This window comes from Mycobacterium gordonae (assembly GCF_001417955.2).
Lineage (GTDB): Bacteria > Actinomycetota > Actinomycetes > Mycobacteriales > Mycobacteriaceae > Mycobacterium > Mycobacterium gordonae_B.
Genome location: NZ_LKTM01000360.1, coordinates 14,257 through 30,648 on the forward strand (window position 1 = coordinate 14,257; position 16,392 = coordinate 30,648).

The following is a 16,392-nucleotide window of genomic DNA, read 5'->3' on the forward strand; positions in this document are numbered from 1 at the left end:
TGTGCGCGAGGAAGATTAACGACGGCGCCGAGAGCTACGGGCAGGATTGCGTGAAGTCTTCGTTTACTGACACAGTTTTCGGCTCACGCCTCACCGTCGCGGAACGTCGTGACCGCATCGATCACCCCGGAAATCTGGCCCTCGCTGAGTTTTTCGCCATCGAAGACGTGGTTCAGCAGCACCTTCAGGTCGAGCATCTGCTGCAGGTACACCAGGCATGGCGGGCAGTCTTCAAGGTGTTTGGCCACGATCGCTCCCCATTGCGCTGGGTCGGAATCGACGAGTTCGTCCACCAGCCGGACAAACTCGACGCAGTCGATGGCGGGAACGGTGTTGTCGTAGACGGTCATTGTCGATACCGCCTTTCCAATTGATTTCGCAGGTTTCCCCGGGCGCGGTACAACAACGCCCGTTGTGCGTCCGGGGAGAGTTCCAGAACCTCCGAGGCCTCTTCCGAAGACATGCCGATGAGATCGCGCAGGATGATCAGTTGTCGCTGCCGTGCCGGCAGCGCGTCCAGTGCGGCGCGCACGTAGCCCACCAATTCGCTTGCCACGGTGTGGTCTTCCGGGAGGAATCGCTGCGACGGCGGCACACTCCAGTGCCCGGCATCCGGGTGGCCGGGCGGATGCATCCGTCCGGCCAGCGGGTCGGCGTCTCCGGTGGCCAACACTTCGTGCTCGCGAATCCGCGACTCGCGGCTCCGGTGGCGCGAGGCGGTGTTCTTGACGATCCCGAACAGCCAGGTCGCCACCGAGGATCGGCCCTCGAAGACCGCGGAGGACTTGAGCACCTGTACCCACGCCTCCTGTACTGCCTCCTCGGCCATCGCCGGTGAATTCACCATCGTGCGAGCGAAATTCACCATCGGTCGGTGGTAGTCGCGAACCAGCGCGGCCAACGGAACCCCACCAACCAGGTGCTCGGGTTCCGCACCCTCGAACGACGCCAATGGCGTCAAGCGCATCCGCCTAATTCCCAACGCAATTGGGCTTCCGACGGCGACTGCACCGGGATGAACGCCGCCTCACGGTAGCGACGGCTGGCTGGCGTCTTGCTCGCGTATCCCTTGCCGCCGGCGGTGCGAACTTCCAATGCGGCGCTGGCGCTGGCGATCTCGGCCGCAGTCAGCCGCAGCGATAGCAACTCCTTCTTGCCGGGCGGTTGCTGCCCCCCGACCGCGCCGGCCAGACGCGCCAACGTGGTTTGCGCCCAGACCAGCCTCTCCACGACCTCGTCGACCTCAGCAGCGAAAACCGAGTTCACACCGGAGAGCCCGGCCTTGGCCTGCTTCACCGTCGTCTCGGCCAGGCCGACGCACATGGCCGACTGCAACACAAGGAAAGTGGGCCGGACCGCACCGAGAAAGCCTTCGAAGTCGGTGGACAACACCTGCCCGTCGGGGACGAAAACGTCCTTCAATTCCAGATAGGACGAAGCCGTGCTGTCCATCGCCAACAATTTGAAGTGGTCACCCACCGTGACCCCGGGGCTACTCAAGGGCAGTGCCACGATCACCTTCGCGCCGTCTTCGGTAGCGGCCGCAGTGACGAGCAACGAATCGCCGTACAGGTTGGACGCCCACCGGATCGGACCGCTGATCTTGTAGCCGCCCGGTACCGGGGAAGCGGTCAATTCCAATTGACCGCAACCGGCCAACGTTTTGAAGGCTGCCGCCATCCCGGTCACCCCCAACGACGTCCCGGCCGCTAGCGGCTCCGCCGCTGCGAGACTGAAAGGTGTTGCGGCGGTGAGCAGATACTCCAAAGCCATACGATTCGCCCAGACCGCGAAGCCGGTGCTCATGCACTCGCCGGAAATCAGCCTGATCACGTCAGCCATCTCGGCGAGCCGGCCGTCTGCATTGCCGGGGGCGCCGACACCCAACAAACCCGCGGCCCCCAGACCGGGGAAGCTACGGCGGGCCGTGGCCTCGCCGCGGTCCAACGCACCGGCGTGGGCACGAATATCTGTTATCAGCTCCGAATCGAGCAAGCCGATCACGGCATCGGTAGTCGTGGTCATCCTGTCCTGCCTAGCCGATCGACAGTGCGGAGTCGACAGTTACAGGACGCGTGAATGTATTGACCACCGGCGACCATGCGACAGCGTTGTCGTGGATTTCTTTCAGCGTCGCGTCGTCGGCGTCGCCGGCCAGAGCCACCTTGCACCGCACAGCGGTGAAACCGAGGACCTTTCCGTCCGGGGTGTCGCCCACGCCCCACACCGCCGAGATGTCGATGTCGCCTTCCATCTCGACCTCGATCTTCGTCAGGGTCACGCCGCGATGGGTGGCGTTGGCCAGCAAGCCGACCGAAATGCACGATCCCAGGGCGGCCAGGCAGGTCTCCGAAGGGTTGGGCGCCGAGTCGTCACCCAGCAGCGCCGGCGGCTCGCCGACCAGCATCGGGGCAAGATCACGCACATAGGTCATGTTGCGGAAGCCGGACTCACACACGGTCTTGGCCTTGAGGGTCTTCTTGCCGGTGGCGGGGTCGGCCTTGGCGTTACAAGACAGCCGGTCCAGGCCCTGAGCGTCGATGACGAGCGCGTCGGTCATGCACTTCCTCCATTTCTCCGAAGATTCGGTCAAGGAGTTAGTGCGGCTGCGCCGACAAACGTGACGGTGACCTCAGTCACACGGTTGAGTGACGAAGTCGATCAGTTCCTCCACTCTGCCGATCAGCGCTGGTTCCAGGTCGTTCCAGTCGCGTACCTTCGACCGGATCCGGCGCCACGCCGTGGCGATGTCGGTCTGGTTGGCGTGCGGCCAGCCGAGAGCAGCGCAGATGCCGTGCTTCCATTCGACCTGCCGGGGCACGGTCGGCCAGGCTTGCAGGCCGAGCCGCTGCGGCTTGACGGCCTGCCAGATGTCGACGTAGGGATGCCCGACGACCAGGGTGTCCGTTCCTCCAGGTCCCTGTCGCACCGCCTCGGCAATGCGCGATTCTTTCGATCCGGGCACCAGGTGGTCGACCAGCACCCCGAGCCGGCATCCCGGTCCGGGCCGGAACTCGGCGACGATCCCTACCAGGTCGTCGACTCCGCCGAGGTGCTCGACCACGACGCCTTCGATCTTCAGGTCGTCGCCCCAGACCTGGGCGATCAGCTCGGCGTCGTGGCGGCCTTCCACGTAGATCCGCCCGGCGCGGGCGACCCTGGCCCGGGCACCGGGCACGGCGACCGATCCCGACGCCGTGCGTGCCGGGGCAGCAGGCCCCGATCGGCGCGGTGGGGTGAGGATCACCGGCTGACCGTCGATCAGATAGCCGGGTCCCAACGGGAACGGACGGGTCTTGCCGTGCCGGTCCTCCAGCTCGACGCGCCCATATTCGACCCGGACCACCGCGCCCACGTAACCGGTCTGCGCGTCCTCGACGACCATCCCCAGCTCGACCGGGTGCTCTACCGAACGAGGCTTGCGCCGCCCGCCGCCGGCCAGGACATCGGTTCCATAGCGATCAACCACCCGGCCATACTAGGGAGCCGGCGCCCGGATCAGCTGCGCGGCGCGCCGCTCACAACGCGCGAAATTGGTTGTCCATCAGGATATTCGGTGGCCATCGACACTGAAGAAATGCAGTTGCCCGGGCTGCGGATGCAAGTGTATCCGGCTGCCCTTCCCGGGCGGGTCGTGGCCGTCTGTCCGCGCGATGATGGGCTTGCTGATCACCGTGTCGGCTCCGGTGATTCGGCCGTAGAGGTAGGCGTCGGCGCCCAACTCCTCAACCACGTCGACCTCCATCTCGACGCCGACACTGCCCAGTTCGAAGTGTTCGGGTCGAACTCCAACGACGATTTCCGCGGCAGTACCGGCGATCTCACGTGGCACCGGGATATCCCAATCGCCCAGCGAGACAGCGGAATCGACGACTGGAAGGGTGAACAGGTTCATGGCCGGCGACCCGATGAATCCCGCGACGAACACGTTGCCGGGGTTGCGGTAGAGCTCGCGTGGCGTCGCACACTGTTGCAGCAGCCCGTCGCGCAGCACCGCGACGCGGTCCCCCATCGTCATCGCCTCGACCTGATCGTGGGTGACGTAGACCGTGGTGGTGCCCAGTTGGCGCTGCAGTGCCGCTATCTGGTTACGGGTCTGCACGCGCAGTTTGGCATCCAGGTTGGACAGGGGCTCGTCCATCAGGAAGACCTGCGGGCGACGCACGATCGCCCGACCCATCGCCACCCGCTGTCGTTGCCCACCGGAGAGATCTTTGGGCTTGCGTTCGAGGTACTGCTCCAGATCGAGCATGCGCGCCGCCGCCAACACCCGTTCGCGGATCTCGGTTTTCGGTGTCTTGGCCACTTTCAGCGCGAAGCCCATGTTCTGCGCCACCGTCATGTGCGGGTACAGGGCATAGTTCTGGAAGACCATCGCGACGTCGCGATCCTTGGGATCGAGGTTGGTGACATCGCGATCGCCTATTCGGATGCGCCCCGAGTCCAGCGTTTCCAGCCCCGCCAGCATCCTCAGCGACGTCGTCTTTCCGCACCCGGACGGTCCTACCAGGACCATGAACTCGCCGTCGCCGACCACGAGATCCAGGCTCTCCAGGGCAGCCCGATCGCTGCCCGGGTAGCGCCGGGTCGCCTGCTCGAAACTCACCGAAGCCATCGGGCTAACCGCCCATCCCCGTCACGGCGATGCCGCGGACGAAGGACCGCTGGGCGAAGGCATAGATGATGACCAGCGGCAGCAGGATCAGGATCGAGGTCGCCATCAGCACGGGCCAGCGGGCAACGTATTCGCCGCGCAACCGGACCAGACCCAGCGTCAGGGTGGCCAGGCTGTTGCGCTGGATCATCAACAGCGGCCACAGGAAATCGTTCCATACACTGACCCAGGTCAGCACGGCGAGCACCATCACCGCCGGCCGGGCGTGCGGCAGCAGAATGCGCCAGTAGATCTGCCACGGCGAGCATCCGTCGAGAATCGCCGCCTCCTCGAGATCGGTCGGCAGGGTGCGGAAGAACTGCCGCATCAGGTAGGTGCCGAACGCGCTGCCGAACAAACCCGGCACGATCATAGCCCAGGGCGTGTCCACCCATCCCACGGTCCGCATCACGATGAACTGCGGGATCACCGTCACCGTCAGGGGCACCATCAAGGTGCCCAGATACAACAGGAACAGAGTATCGCGGCCACGAAAATCCAAGCGCGCGAACGCATATCCGGCCAGGGAGCAGAACATCACCTGGCCGGCCGTGACGCATCCGGCATACAGCACGGTGTTGAAGAACATCCGCCAGAACGGCATGAGGTCGAACACGGTGGTGTAGTTGGACCATCGCGGGTTCGACGGCAACAACCGCGGTTCGCTGATCTCGCCCTCTTTCTTCAGCGATCCGGAGATCGCCCACAGGATGGGGAACAACGCGCACCAGGCGACGAACACCAGCGCCGCATACGACGCGGCGGCGCGGAAGACGGCACGCTTAGCCGAGACCACGGGAAGACTCCCAGGTACGGCGGCGGGTAATACGTAGCTGCAGCACCGTCAGCACCAGCAGAATGGCGAACATCACCCACGCCAGCGCGGAGGCATAACCGAATTCCAGGAACGAGAAGGCGTGCTGAAACAGCATGATGCCCAACACGTAGGTGCCGGTTTCGGGTCCGCCGTTGGCGCCGGTCAGCACGTAGACGAGATCGAAAGACTGGAACGCGTGGATGATCGAGATGACCACCACGAACGACATCGCACTACGGACCAGCGGCACCGTGATGGACATGAACTGCCGGATCTCGCCCGCACCGTCGATTCGGGCGGCCTCGTACACCGTTTCCGGGATGCCCTGCATCGCCGCCAGCAGGATCACCGTGGCGAACGGGACGCTGCGCCACACGCTGACCATGCACAACGACACCATGGCCCAATGGGGTTCGACCAGCCACGGTATCGGGCCGATTCCGACCCAACCGAGCATGATGTTGAGCAGCCCGTTGTCGGTGTTGAACACGAATTGCCACACCACCGCCATCACGACCGACGAAATCGCCAGCGGTAAGAACACGATCGTGCGAAAGACGCCGATCCCCTTCACTTTCCGGTTGAGCACACCGGCTACGACGAGGCTGATCAACACGGTGGGCAACACGGTCCCGACCGTGTAGATCACCGTGTTGCGCATGGCGATCAGAAACAGTGGGTCGGAGGTGAACAGCTGATTGAAATTGGCCAGTCCGACGAACTTGGCCGGGGTGAACACGTCCCATTTCTGCACGCTCATGTACAGCGAAAAGCCCAGCGGGAACAGCATGAACAGCAACACCGCGGCCAGGTTGGGTGCGACGAAAAGCCTTCCGGCCCAGGCTCGTCGGCGCCACGGGCGGGTCGGGGACGGGGCGGGTGCGGATACTGCGCTCATGGATTCCGCAGCACCTCGTCGACCGAATGCGACAACCCGGACAGTGAGGTCGCCGGCCGCGCGCCGCGCAGTACCGGTCCGAAGTTGCGATCCATCAGGGCGACCACTTTCTCCCAGGCCGGCGTGATCGGCAGGCCTTCGGACACCGCCGGCCCGTCGGTGAGCACCGCGAGGTTACCGACCCTGCGGTGCGCGTCGGCGAATCCGGGTGAGGTGATCGCGGACCGCAGCACCGGCACGAACAGTCGGGATTCGCCGATCAGGGCCTGGCCGACGGGGCCGCAGGCGAACTTGACGAACTCCCACGCCTGCTCCTTGCGTTTGCTGGTCGCCGCGATCCCAAGGCCCGTCACACCGATGTTCGAGCAGGCGGTATGACCGCGGGGACCGAGCGGCAGCGGCGCAACGTCGAAGTCCAGGCCTTCGGCCCGGTCGAAAGTCTGGTAGCGCCAGTGCCCGCCCAGTGCGATGGCGGCCCTGTTCACCGAAAAGAGGTCGGCGTTGGACATGGATTGCTGGTCGGAGGCGCCGGGTGAGACCTTGTGTTTGTTGATCAGGTCGGCGTAGAACTGCACGGCCTCGACGAAGGCGTCGTCGTCGAAGTTCAGGTGTGTCGGGTTGGTCCGCGGCGACGACCAGCGCACGCCGTTGTTCATCGCGAACAGACCGGCCGAGTAGAACGACACCCAGGCATTGACGAATCCCCACTGCGTGACCCGGCCTGACGCCTCGCGCCGGGTGAGAGCCCGCGCCGCATCCAGGAATTCGGTGAAACTCCAACTCTGCTGCCAGGTGCCCGGCGGCGGACGCACCCCGGCCGCCTCGAACATGGCTTTGTTGTAGAAGAGGTAGTTTCCCGACCACTGCTCCGGAAAGGCGTACTGCCCGCCGTTATAGGTGAACGTCCGATACAGCGCGTCGATGCTGTCCGCGTTGAGTTGTGCGGCAAAGGCCTGATCGCGGGCCAACAGCGAATTGAGGTCCAGCAACACACCGCGGTCAGCGAGTTCGGCGTAGGTGAGTTCCCATGTCATCAGGACGTCCGGACACTTGCCGCCCGCACAGAACGTCGACAGCTGCTGCATCACGCCGGGTCCCGACAGCAGCGCGCGGACTTTGATGTCGGGGTGCCGGCGCTGGAATTCGTTGACCACCCTCATCCGTGGGCGGATCTCGTCCGGATTTGCGGCGAAGAAAAAGGTCAGCGCGTCGTCGTCGTCAGAACCGCAAGCTGCAGCCCACGGTGTCAGCGCTAGCGCCCCGGCGCCCCGCAGCAGGCTGCGCCGTCCAAACGGCCTGTCGATCATCGTGCTCCCGGAACCAACCCGTTGCCGCCCTCCCGAGTGTCTGATGTTCTTCATAGCCGACAGTCCTGTGCTCTGCCTGGGATGCGCGACTTCCCTGAGCTGATTCTCAGGACGGCGGGGCCGGCGGCAAGGTCAGGACGGCGTTGCCGAGCCGTTCGGGGTCAGCTGTGATGTCGATGCCCTGGATCCGGTTGTCCGTATCCAGGGCAATGCGCAGCAGCGCCACCAGCCGCCCGGCGGGGGCGAGGGCGATGCCCGGATGCCCGTCGATCAGCACCACAGCCCCGGCGCGAGCCCGATTGGTGAATCGCCGGGTCTCCTCCGCAACGGCTCTGGCGCCAGCCATTTCGGCAGGCACATCGGCGGGCACCAGGGACGGGTCGACCGTGCGAACCACGTCCGGAGCCAGCAGTTTCACCAGGGCATCGATGTCACCACCGCGGGATGCCGCCAGAAAAGCCCGCACCACCCTGAGGTGCTCGGCGGTTTTCGGCGGGGCTGCGGCCGGCGCCGGGTGCAGTCGCCCCCGCGCCCGGCTGGCCAGCTTTTTGGCCGCCGCCGGTGAGCGGTCCAGCAGGTCCGCGATCGTCTCGAAAGGCACGGCAAAGACGTCGTGCAGCACGAAAGCGACGCGTTGCGCGGGCGGCAGCCGATCGAGCACCACCAGCAGCGCTCGGCTCACCGACTCCGCCAGGATCGCGTCTTCGTCGGCAGCGGCCACTGCGAATCGGTCGGCGACGCCGGCCTCGTCCAGAGGTTGTTCGGCGCGGCGCCTACGGCTGCGCAGTTGGTCGAGCGCCTCACGTGCGGTGATGGTGGTCAACCAGGCCGTCAGGTTGGCCACGGCGGTGTATTCGGAGCGGCTGGCTTTCAGCCAGGCGGCTTGCACCGCGTCCTCGGCGTCCGACAGCGAACCGAGCAGCTGGAAAGCCACCGACTTCAGACGCCCACGATCCGCCTCGAAGTGCTGGGCCAGATCGACAAGGTCCATGGGGGTCACCTTTCCCGGGCAGAAATCGTCAAGAAGCTGACCGCATCTGTTCGACCTGCGAAGGAGACCTTTGCCATGACTGTAATGCACACCGCCCACGTGGCGGTCGTCGTCACGACCATCGCCGCGACCGCGGCCATCGCCGTACCCGATCTGGTCCCCGCGCAATTCGTGCTGGCGAATTCGGCCCGGGTCGGTGTGCCCCGCTCCTGGCTGCCCACGCTGGCCGTGCTCAAGCTGGCCGGGGCCGGGGGGTTGCTCGTCGGACTTCTTGGCTTGCGCCACATCGGAATTGCGGCCGCCGTCGGGCTGGTGCTGTACTTCGTGGGCGCCGTCATGGTGCATGTACGGGCACGCGTGTTTTCCAACATCGCCTTTCCCGGCGGCTACCTGCTGCTGTCCGTTCTGTCGTTGGCGCTATCGGTGGCCCACTGATCAGGCGGAGAAGTAGCGCACGGCGTTGATCTGGTTGGCCCGCCAGGCGACATCGGCGAATACGATGCCCCGTCCGTGACCGGAGGCCACCGACACCACAACGGTCGATCCCGCGGCGATCACCTTGGCCCAGTTGGCACCGCGCAGGTGCTCGCCGAGTTCGGCGAGCGTCAGCGGTTCGCTGTCGCCGAAAGTTATTGTGGCAGAAGGCGACAGACTCTCGCTGGCGGATTCATCGCCGCGGCCGGCCGCCCGCAGGAAGCCTTCCACCAATCTCTTGTGCCGCGCACCCACCCGGCGGAACCCGGCCATGAAGCCGAGGGCCCCCCGTGGACCCTGATTGCCGAGTAGTCCCTTGCCGAGTTGGAGTCCGGGTGGCAACGCCCGGGAGCCGGTTTTCAGGAACTGCACCATCATGGCCGGCAACTCCCAATAGGCGCGCAGGTGCGCAACCTTCCACTCCCCGCCGACCTCACGCAGGTCGTAGCGCAGGAACGCCGGTATGAACATCGTCACGGCGTCCCCCATCGCCACCTCGAGTTCGAGGTCGCGGAGCACGGTGGTGCCCGACACGATGTCGACGTCGCGGTGGAAGGTGATGCCGCGGGGGCCGATGAAGGTGTCATAGAAGCGGTAGATTTCGTCGTGCCCGACGTGCGGGCTCGAGCCCACCGGGTCTTCGACGCGGCCGTCCTGGGTGAAAACCTGGACCCATCCGTCGCGGTCGTGCAGCGTAACCGCTTGCGGTGAGCGCTCTACCGCGGCCAGCAGGTCGTCTCTGTGCGATGTCGTCATGGGTGCTTTCCGATCAACTCGATATTGGCGGTTCGCATCTGATCCAGTGCCTGGGCGGTGGACTCGGCGGATACGCCGGCCGTCAGGTCCAGCAGCACCCGCGTTTCCAGGCCGGCCCGGGCCGCGTCGTGTGCGGTGTGCCGCACACAGTGGTCGGTGGCCACGCCCACCACGTCGACCGTGTCGACCTCGTGTCGGCGCAGCCAGTCCAGCAGTGACGTCCCGTTCTCGTCCACCCCGTCGAACCCGCTGTACCCCGCGCCGTAGGCGCCTTTGCGGAAGACGGCTTCGATCTTGCCGGCGTCGAGGCCGGGGGCGAAGTCCACACCGGTGCTGCCGGCTCGGCAGTGCGGCGGCCACGACGAGAAGTAGTCGGGCTCGGGCGCGAAGTGGCCGCCCGGATCGATGTGAAAATCCGTGGTGGCCACGATGTGGTGGTAACCGGGATCACTAGCGAGATAGTCGTTGATCGAGCGGGCCAGGGCCTGCGCACCGGCGACGGGCAGCGCGCCACCCTCACAGAAATCCTTCTGCACGTCGACGATGATCAACGCTCGCACGCCGTACACCATATCGCCGAATTACCGAGGATCCGGCGGGTTTGTGTGCTGGCCGGCCGGGGAACACAGCGGCCATGTTGATCCGCAGAATCGCCCGACCCATGTTGTCAGCTGTCTTTATCGGCCAGGGAGTGGACGCCCTGCTCAACCCGAAACCCGCAGCTCAAGCGGCACAACCGACGGTGAGCGGCCTGCAGTCACTGCCGGATTCGGTGAGCAGCAACATTCCTGCCGATGCCGAGACGTTCGCTCAGATCAATGCCGCCGTTCAGATCGGCGGCGGGGTGCTGCTGGCCGCCGGCAAACTGCCCCGGCTGGCCTCGGCCGCACTGGCGCTGACGGTGATCCCGGGAAACCTTGGCACACATATGTTTTGGAGCGAGCCCGACCCGGAGCGCAAGGCCGAGAAGCGACGCGCATTCCTGGCCGACGTGAGCCTGCTGGGCGGACTGCTGATCGCGTCCGCCGACACCGCGGGCAAGCCATCGTTGGGCTGGCGTGGGCGCCGCGCCGCCGAGCGACTCTCCGACAAGGTTTCCGGGGCGCTGCCGGGTTCCTCGCATGACGTGCTGGACTCCGAACTGGGAGAAAAGATCGTGCACGGCCTGCACGCCGGCGCCGAGCGTGGTCGCGAACTGGCCAGCACCGCCGCCGAGAAGGGCGCCCCCTACGCCGAAGCGGCCCTCGAACGCGGGCGCGAACTGGCCAGCACGGCAGCCGAACGCAGCGCGCCGTACGCGGAAGCCGCGCTGGAACGCAGCCGCGAACTGGCCACCACCGCGGCCGAGAAGAGCAGGCCGTACGCCAAGAAGGCCCGCAAGCGCGGCGAGAAACTGGCTCATAAGGCCGCCGACCGCGGCGCCGACTACGCCGAACTCGCGCGCAAGCGGAGCGAGAAGCTGGCCGACACCGCCCGCGACCGGGGTTTGGAGCTCGCCGAAACCGCACGTGAACGCGGCTCCCGGCTCGCCGACACGGCGGTGACCCGCGGCAACGAGCTGGCTGAGACGGCACGCGACCGCCTCGACGACCAGCTCACCAGCACCCGTAAGCGCTGGGGACGCTAGCCGCCCCTTAAGCCGCCCCAGTTCAGGAAGGCATCGACGACCGCGTCGACACTGCGGTCGTCGATGTCGACGGCGATGCCGGGCTCGTCGGAGCCGAGCGGTTCCAGCGTGTCGAATTGCGATTGGAGCAGGGTCGCGGGCATGAAGTGACCGGGCCTGCCGGCCAGGCGCGCGGCGATGACTTCAGGACGGCCGCGGAGGTGCAGGAAGTAAGCCGACGGGCTGTGCCGTCGAAGCCGGTCCCGATATGCCCGCTTGAGGGCAGAACAGCTCATGACACCGCTGGGGTGCGCCGCCAGCCATTCGCCGACCTTGTCCAGCCAGGGGTAGCGGTCGTCGTCGGTCAGCGGTTCGCCGGCCGCCATCTTGGCGATGTTGGCCGGCGGGTGCAGGTCATCGGCGTCCTGGAAGGGCACGTTCAGCCGCCGGGCCAAGGCGGCGCCGATCGTCGACTTGCCCGACCCGGACACCCCGATCACCACGACCGCGCGGGTCACTGACCCTGGTCGACCTGACTGCGGTTCCATTCCATCCAGCCGACGCCGGTGCGCCCGTCGGTGGTCGTGACGTCGACCCAGGCCCGGGGAAAGTGGCTCACCCGCCCGTCGGCGCCGACCAGCCGAACCGGCGCGTGCGCGCGGATCCGCACGTCGGCGGTGATCTCAGCCGGGGTGAGCTGCAGCGTCTGATTCTCGGGTAAACCGTTGACGCTGAACGCTTCCCGGATTTCCACCGTTGTCAGATCCTTGATATCGCCGGCGCGGTCCTGGGCGTAGCCGATGCTGAATGCCGGAGTGTTCGGAATCTGGATCCGCACGCCGTGCAGATGAGTGCCGTCCTGCAGGTGCAGCGCGGTCCACATCCAGTCCATGGACCACCAGTCGCGCACCCCCCACGAGTGATCACGCTGACCAGGTACCGAATTGATCTGGTAGCGGGCATGTTTGACGGTGACAGTGCCCGATACCGTGCAGGGGATCTCATAGCGGGTGGTCAGCCGGTACTGATACGGGATGCCGTCGGTGGTCCACACCAGGTTCAGCGCAAGGTCGACCGGCTCGCCCGGTTCACCGCGCAGCAGCGCCGAAGGGTCTTGGTAGGACTGGGCTTTGGCTTCGATGTCGACGTGGTAGGTCCGCAGCGGGGCGTCGCTGGCGTGAGCGAGTTCGAGGCCGTCGGCGTGCGCCGCCCAGGCATCCGCGGGTAGCGGTATCTGGTAATCGGCGACGATGGTGGCCTCATCGGGTCCGCAGATCAGCGCGTGGATCCAGGCGATCTGCTGGTTGGGCATCAGGCCGATGCGGAACCAGCCGCCCAATCCCTCTGCGGCGTCTACGAAGTCGGCATACCAGCTCTCGCTCCACAGCGGTTCGTCGGTAGCCGGGTGGGATCCTTCATCCTCCGGCTGTGGCCGCAGCGGTTCCGGAGCGGCCGCGGCCGGCACTATCGCCAGCGCGTCGATGTCCAGTACGTGTTGGCAGTGCCGCTCCAGCATGGTCATGAACAGCCGGTCGCCCCGCTCGGTGCGCTCGACCAGCATGGACGAGACGATTGCCATCATCACCCCGAAGAAGCTCTGATGCCGCACCCCGTCGCGGACGTCGGCCACGCTCACCGGAGCCTGCGGCCCGAGCGCTTGGTGGTAGGCGTGCAGCAACCCGTCGTACTGGTCGCGCCGGTCCGCCGCCGGCAGCGCACAGCCCAGGAAGTAGGCCAGGTCGGTGAAGGCGGGCCCCCAGGACACCGTCTGCCAGTCCACTACCGTGAGTGCCCGGCTGGCGCCGGCGGCCCCGAACAGCAGGTTGTCCAGGCGGTAGTCCCCGTGAACCAGCCCCTGAATGCCGCCCCGGGTTGCCTCCTGCGCCAGATAGCCGTCGAATGCGCCGATCAGGCGCTCACAGACGGTGCGGTGGGCAGGGGTGATCCGGTCGGCGTACCGCTCGATGAAGCCGGCGTACAGCGGGGTGATCATCGCCTGGTTGAGTGGCGATTCCCGGTTCAGCCACGGCGCGTCGGCCAGTGCCGTGTCGCCCAGCAGGGGGCCGTGCAGGCGGCCCAGGCCGGTGACGGCGAGTAGCGCCTGTTCGGTTGTGGCGCCTGCGATTTCGTCGCCCACCGTGGCGGGTCCGGCGTCGTCGAGCAGGAGGTCGAACACGCCGGTCGAGATGTTGATCGCGGCGTGGTAGCACGGTGCGATCGCTCCGCCCAGACGGGGCGCGATGTCGTGATAGAAGCGGACTTCACGCTCGTAGAGACCCAGCGCCAGTCCGGTCTGCCGGCTCACCGGGTCGGTCGCGGCGACCTTCAGCACCACCGATGACGGGCGGGGCTGGGCTTCCGGTTCGGCGTAGTTCAACCCGATGCGGTAGCACTCGCTCATCTGGCCGGTGCCGATGCGTTCGGCGGTGAAATCCGAGACGGTGCCGGCTCTGACGGTTGTGGTGAGCCACTCGGCGGTGAGGTCGCCAGGACGCTCGACGGCCTGGTCGGTGTTGGAAACCATGGGGTCAGCGTGCCAGGTCAGCGCGCGAGGGTGAAGCCGTCCCAGGCCAACCGGCGATGCTGATGCGGGTCGAACTCGATGCGCGACTTGCGGTCGAAGACCATCACCGCACGTTCGTCGTGGGTGTAGACCGGCCAGTCGTCACCCGGGACGCCCGAGCGGCTGAACGAGCGCCACCGCCGTTGCACGTCGTTGCTGACCCGCAGGGCCGGCCCCCGGTCGGCCGCCGCGGTGAGCAGGGCGCCGAACCGGGTGCGGTAGATGTCGAAGACCGCGAACAATTCGGTGGCATGGGTGGCCCCGAAGCCCGACCACTGCAGGGTCCGCGGGGCGTAGTCGTAGCGGTAGAGGTAAGTCGGCGCGTGGTGGGTGTGCGCCTCGGCGATCTGCCAGGCCGCCGCGCTGAACGCGAAATCGCCGCCCAGCTGGATGCAGGCCTCCGGCTTCGGGTACTTCGGGTAGGCCGCCGTAATACGTTCGCGCGCTGCGGGTTCCACCTCGGCGAGCAGCGCTTCGACCATCGCCTTGTTGGTGGGCAACATGCCCAGGAAGCGGGTGAACAGACGCCCTTCTTCGGCGTTCGTTCCGACGATGAGCGGTACCTGGTGCGCCCGGCCGGTCCGCATCGCCTCGACGGGGTCGATCGGCACCACGTCGTCACCGAAGACGGGGCCGATCGGGAAGGCGCCGAGCCGTTTCTGCATGCCCTGGTCGATCAACTGGTGCTGGGCCTCGATCAGTTGGGCCGCCGAGGCCTTCATGACGGCGTGGGCGGCGTCCCTGCTGCGCGCGCCGAGCAGTTCGGCGAACCGGGTGGCGAATTCGGCGGCGACCTCCGTGGACCGGGTCATCCCGGCCGCCGGGCTCTCCGAGATCGCCCGGTGGAACAGACCCGCCGCATCGGGTACGGCCAGCAGCGTGGCGGTGATGTGCGCTCCGGCGCTCTCACCGAAGATAGTGACGTTGTCGGGGTCGCCACCGAAGTTGGCGATGTTCTCCTTGATCCAGCGCAGCGCCATCACCAGGTCGCGCAGGTACAGGTTGCCGTCGATGGTGACGTCCTGGGTCGACAGCGACGACAGGTCCAGGCAGCCGAGCGCGCCGAGCCGGTAGTTGACCGAGACGTACACGCAACCGCGGCGGGCCAGCGCGGCGCCGTCGTACAGCGGCGTGGCCGAACTGCCGAGAATGTAGCCACCACCGTGGATGAAGACCATGACCGGCAACGGCTCGGCGGCGCCGGATTCGGGGGTGACGACGTTGAGGGTCAGACAATCTTCGCTCATCGGCTGATAGCGCCCGACCCCGAGCATCGTGTAGCGGCGCTGCTGAGGGGCGCAGTTGGCGAATCCGTGGCAGTGCCGCACGCCTGACCACGGCTGGACGGGCTGCGGGGCGCGATAGCGCAGCGGACCTACCGGCGGCCTGGCATACGGGATCGAGCGCCACCGATTCACCCCGTCGCGGGTGAAGCCTTCGACGGTTCCGGCGGTGGTGCGGGCGCGGACGATGCGCTCATGCATAACTCGACGTTAACCGACGCACCGACGGGACGGCGTGCGCAGCGTCAAAATCCGATTCGCGGCGGCTAGCCTGACGGGATGCGGATCGCCGCGCTGGTCGCAATCCCGTTACTGGTTGCCGGGTGCTCGCACACCGTCGGCGGCCACGCCGGGCAGTCCCATGCGACGTCCAGCACGGCAGTGCCGCCTCAGACATCCGGCGCCCCGGCCGCCGGGGCCCCGATCGCTGCCGTCATCACCTGGATAGAGGCAGCTCATCCCGCCGACCCGGCGCGCTATCAGCTCGACGCGAATGTCGCGTTCAGCGCCTCCGCCGGCAAGGCGAAGTGCACGACGGACGCCAAGCACACTGCCGGGCTGCTGTCGTGTCTGGTCGACCTGACCAATCCCCCGCCCCGGCCCGACACTGCCTACGGCGAGTGGAAAGGCGGCTGGGCGGACTTCGACGGCACCAATCTGCAGGTGGGCTCAGCCCGCGCCGACCCGGGGCCGTTCCTTGCCGGCACCGGAACGCAATTGGCCGACGGGGACTCGTTGTCTTTCGGCGACTTTCGCTGTCGCGCCGACCAGGCGGGCCTGTTCTGCGTCAACTATGCCCACCAGTCGGCTGCCCGGTTCAGCGCGGCCGGTGTCCAGCCGTACGGATGCCTGCGCCCGGTGCCGCCGCCCGACGGCGTCGGCATCGCATTCAACTGTCCGTGACCGACGCCGCGCTCACCAACTGACCGGCAGCTCGTTGGCCGCTCTGAGGTTTGCGGCTCAGCCGGCGGTGCCGTTGCTGCCGAACAGCAGTCCCCCGAGACCGCCGGCGCCACCGGCTCCGGTGGAACCGTCCGGAGTCC

General features: G+C 66.7%; 18 protein-coding genes. 3 read left to right on the forward strand and 15 right to left on the reverse strand.

What is annotated here, in order from left to right:
* Positions 1-83: 83 nt before the first annotated feature.
* The 10 genes from AO501_RS28535 to AO501_RS28580 form a co-directional block, all read right to left on the reverse strand.
* Complete coding sequence (locus AO501_RS28535) at positions 84-350, reverse strand: hypothetical protein (RefSeq protein ID WP_055580932.1); 267 nt, start codon at positions 348-350, stop codon at positions 84-86.
* Positions 347-967 carry an RNA polymerase sigma factor gene (locus AO501_RS28540; RefSeq protein ID WP_055580933.1) on the reverse strand — a complete coding sequence of 207 codons (621 nt, stop codon included), beginning with the start codon at positions 965-967 and terminating at the stop codon, positions 347-349. Before AO501_RS28540 ends, AO501_RS28535 begins: the two co-directional genes overlap by 4 nt.
* Positions 958-2,025 (reverse strand): acyl-CoA dehydrogenase family protein, encoded by a 1,068-nt coding sequence (locus AO501_RS28545; RefSeq protein ID WP_055580934.1) that lies wholly within the window; start codon positions 2,023-2,025, stop codon positions 958-960. The genes AO501_RS28540 and AO501_RS28545 overlap by 10 nt, the downstream gene beginning before the upstream one ends.
* Before the next feature lie 10 nt (positions 2,026-2,035).
* On the reverse strand, positions 2,036-2,560 hold the full coding sequence (locus tag AO501_RS28550) for an OsmC family protein (protein ID WP_055580935.1): 525 nt from the start codon (positions 2,558-2,560) through the stop codon (positions 2,036-2,038).
* A gap of 72 nt (positions 2,561-2,632) precedes the next feature.
* Positions 2,633-3,469, reverse strand: a complete 837-nt coding sequence (locus AO501_RS28555; RefSeq protein ID WP_055580936.1) for a DUF3097 domain-containing protein — start codon at positions 3,467-3,469, stop codon at positions 2,633-2,635.
* 75 nt (positions 3,470-3,544) lie between these two features.
* A complete protein-coding gene (locus tag AO501_RS28560; protein ID WP_055580937.1) occupies positions 3,545-4,615 on the reverse strand; it encodes an ABC transporter ATP-binding protein in 1,071 nt (356 codons plus the stop codon).
* Between the two features lie 4 nt (positions 4,616-4,619).
* Positions 4,620-5,450: a carbohydrate ABC transporter permease gene (locus tag AO501_RS28565; protein WP_055580938.1), complete on the reverse strand. Its 831-nt coding sequence runs from the start codon at positions 5,448-5,450 to the stop codon at positions 4,620-4,622.
* The gene (locus tag AO501_RS28570; RefSeq protein WP_055580939.1) at positions 5,437-6,369 is read right to left on the reverse strand and encodes a carbohydrate ABC transporter permease; all 933 of its coding nucleotides are present in this window, start codon (positions 6,367-6,369) and stop codon (positions 5,437-5,439) included. Before AO501_RS28570 ends, AO501_RS28565 begins: the two co-directional genes overlap by 14 nt.
* A complete protein-coding gene (locus tag AO501_RS28575; RefSeq protein ID WP_055580940.1) occupies positions 6,366-7,676 on the reverse strand; it encodes an ABC transporter substrate-binding protein in 1,311 nt (436 codons plus the stop codon). Before AO501_RS28575 ends, AO501_RS28570 begins: the two co-directional genes overlap by 4 nt.
* 106 nt (positions 7,677-7,782) lie before the next feature.
* Positions 7,783-8,667 (reverse strand): sigma-70 family RNA polymerase sigma factor, encoded by an 885-nt coding sequence (locus AO501_RS28580; protein WP_055580941.1) that lies wholly within the window; start codon positions 8,665-8,667, stop codon positions 7,783-7,785.
* A gap of 84 nt (positions 8,668-8,751) precedes the next feature.
* Here AO501_RS28580 and AO501_RS28585 point away from each other — a divergent pair, with 84 nt between their 5' ends.
* Positions 8,752-9,102, forward strand: coding sequence for a DoxX family protein (locus tag AO501_RS28585; RefSeq protein ID WP_055580942.1), 351 nt, complete (start codon positions 8,752-8,754; stop codon positions 9,100-9,102).
* Here the strand turns inward: AO501_RS28585 and AO501_RS28590 are convergent, their stop codons facing one another.
* Positions 9,103-9,897, reverse strand: a complete 795-nt coding sequence (locus AO501_RS28590) for a ketosteroid isomerase family protein (RefSeq protein WP_055580943.1) — start codon at positions 9,895-9,897, stop codon at positions 9,103-9,105.
* A complete protein-coding gene (locus tag AO501_RS28595; protein ID WP_269435192.1) occupies positions 9,894-10,469 on the reverse strand; it encodes an isochorismatase family protein in 576 nt (191 codons plus the stop codon). The genes AO501_RS28590 and AO501_RS28595 overlap by 4 nt, the downstream gene beginning before the upstream one ends.
* A 62-nt stretch (positions 10,470-10,531) precedes the next feature.
* Here AO501_RS28595 and AO501_RS28600 point away from each other — a divergent pair, with 62 nt between their 5' ends.
* Positions 10,532-11,524, forward strand: coding sequence for a DoxX family protein (locus AO501_RS28600; protein ID WP_055580944.1), 993 nt, complete (start codon positions 10,532-10,534; stop codon positions 11,522-11,524).
* On the opposite strand, the gene AO501_RS28605 is transcribed toward AO501_RS28600, so the two are convergent.
* The 3 genes from AO501_RS28605 to AO501_RS28615 are packed head-to-tail and all read right to left on the reverse strand — an operon-like array spanning position 11,521 to position 15,550.
* Positions 11,521-12,021, reverse strand: a complete 501-nt coding sequence (locus tag AO501_RS28605; RefSeq protein ID WP_156452836.1) for a gluconokinase — start codon at positions 12,019-12,021, stop codon at positions 11,521-11,523. The genes AO501_RS28600 and AO501_RS28605 overlap by 4 nt on opposite strands.
* Positions 12,018-14,027, reverse strand: coding sequence for a phosphotransferase (locus AO501_RS28610; protein WP_055580946.1), 2,010 nt, complete (start codon positions 14,025-14,027; stop codon positions 12,018-12,020). The genes AO501_RS28605 and AO501_RS28610 overlap by 4 nt, the downstream gene beginning before the upstream one ends.
* 17 nt (positions 14,028-14,044) lie before the next feature.
* Positions 14,045-15,550 (reverse strand): carboxylesterase/lipase family protein, encoded by a 1,506-nt coding sequence (locus AO501_RS28615; RefSeq protein ID WP_055580947.1) that lies wholly within the window; start codon positions 15,548-15,550, stop codon positions 14,045-14,047.
* A gap of 78 nt (positions 15,551-15,628) precedes the next feature.
* On the opposite strand from AO501_RS28615, the gene AO501_RS28620 reads away from it, so the two are divergent.
* Positions 15,629-16,252 (forward strand): hypothetical protein, encoded by a 624-nt coding sequence (locus AO501_RS28620; protein ID WP_055580948.1) that lies wholly within the window; start codon positions 15,629-15,631, stop codon positions 16,250-16,252.
* Positions 16,253-16,392: the final 140 nt, after the last annotated feature.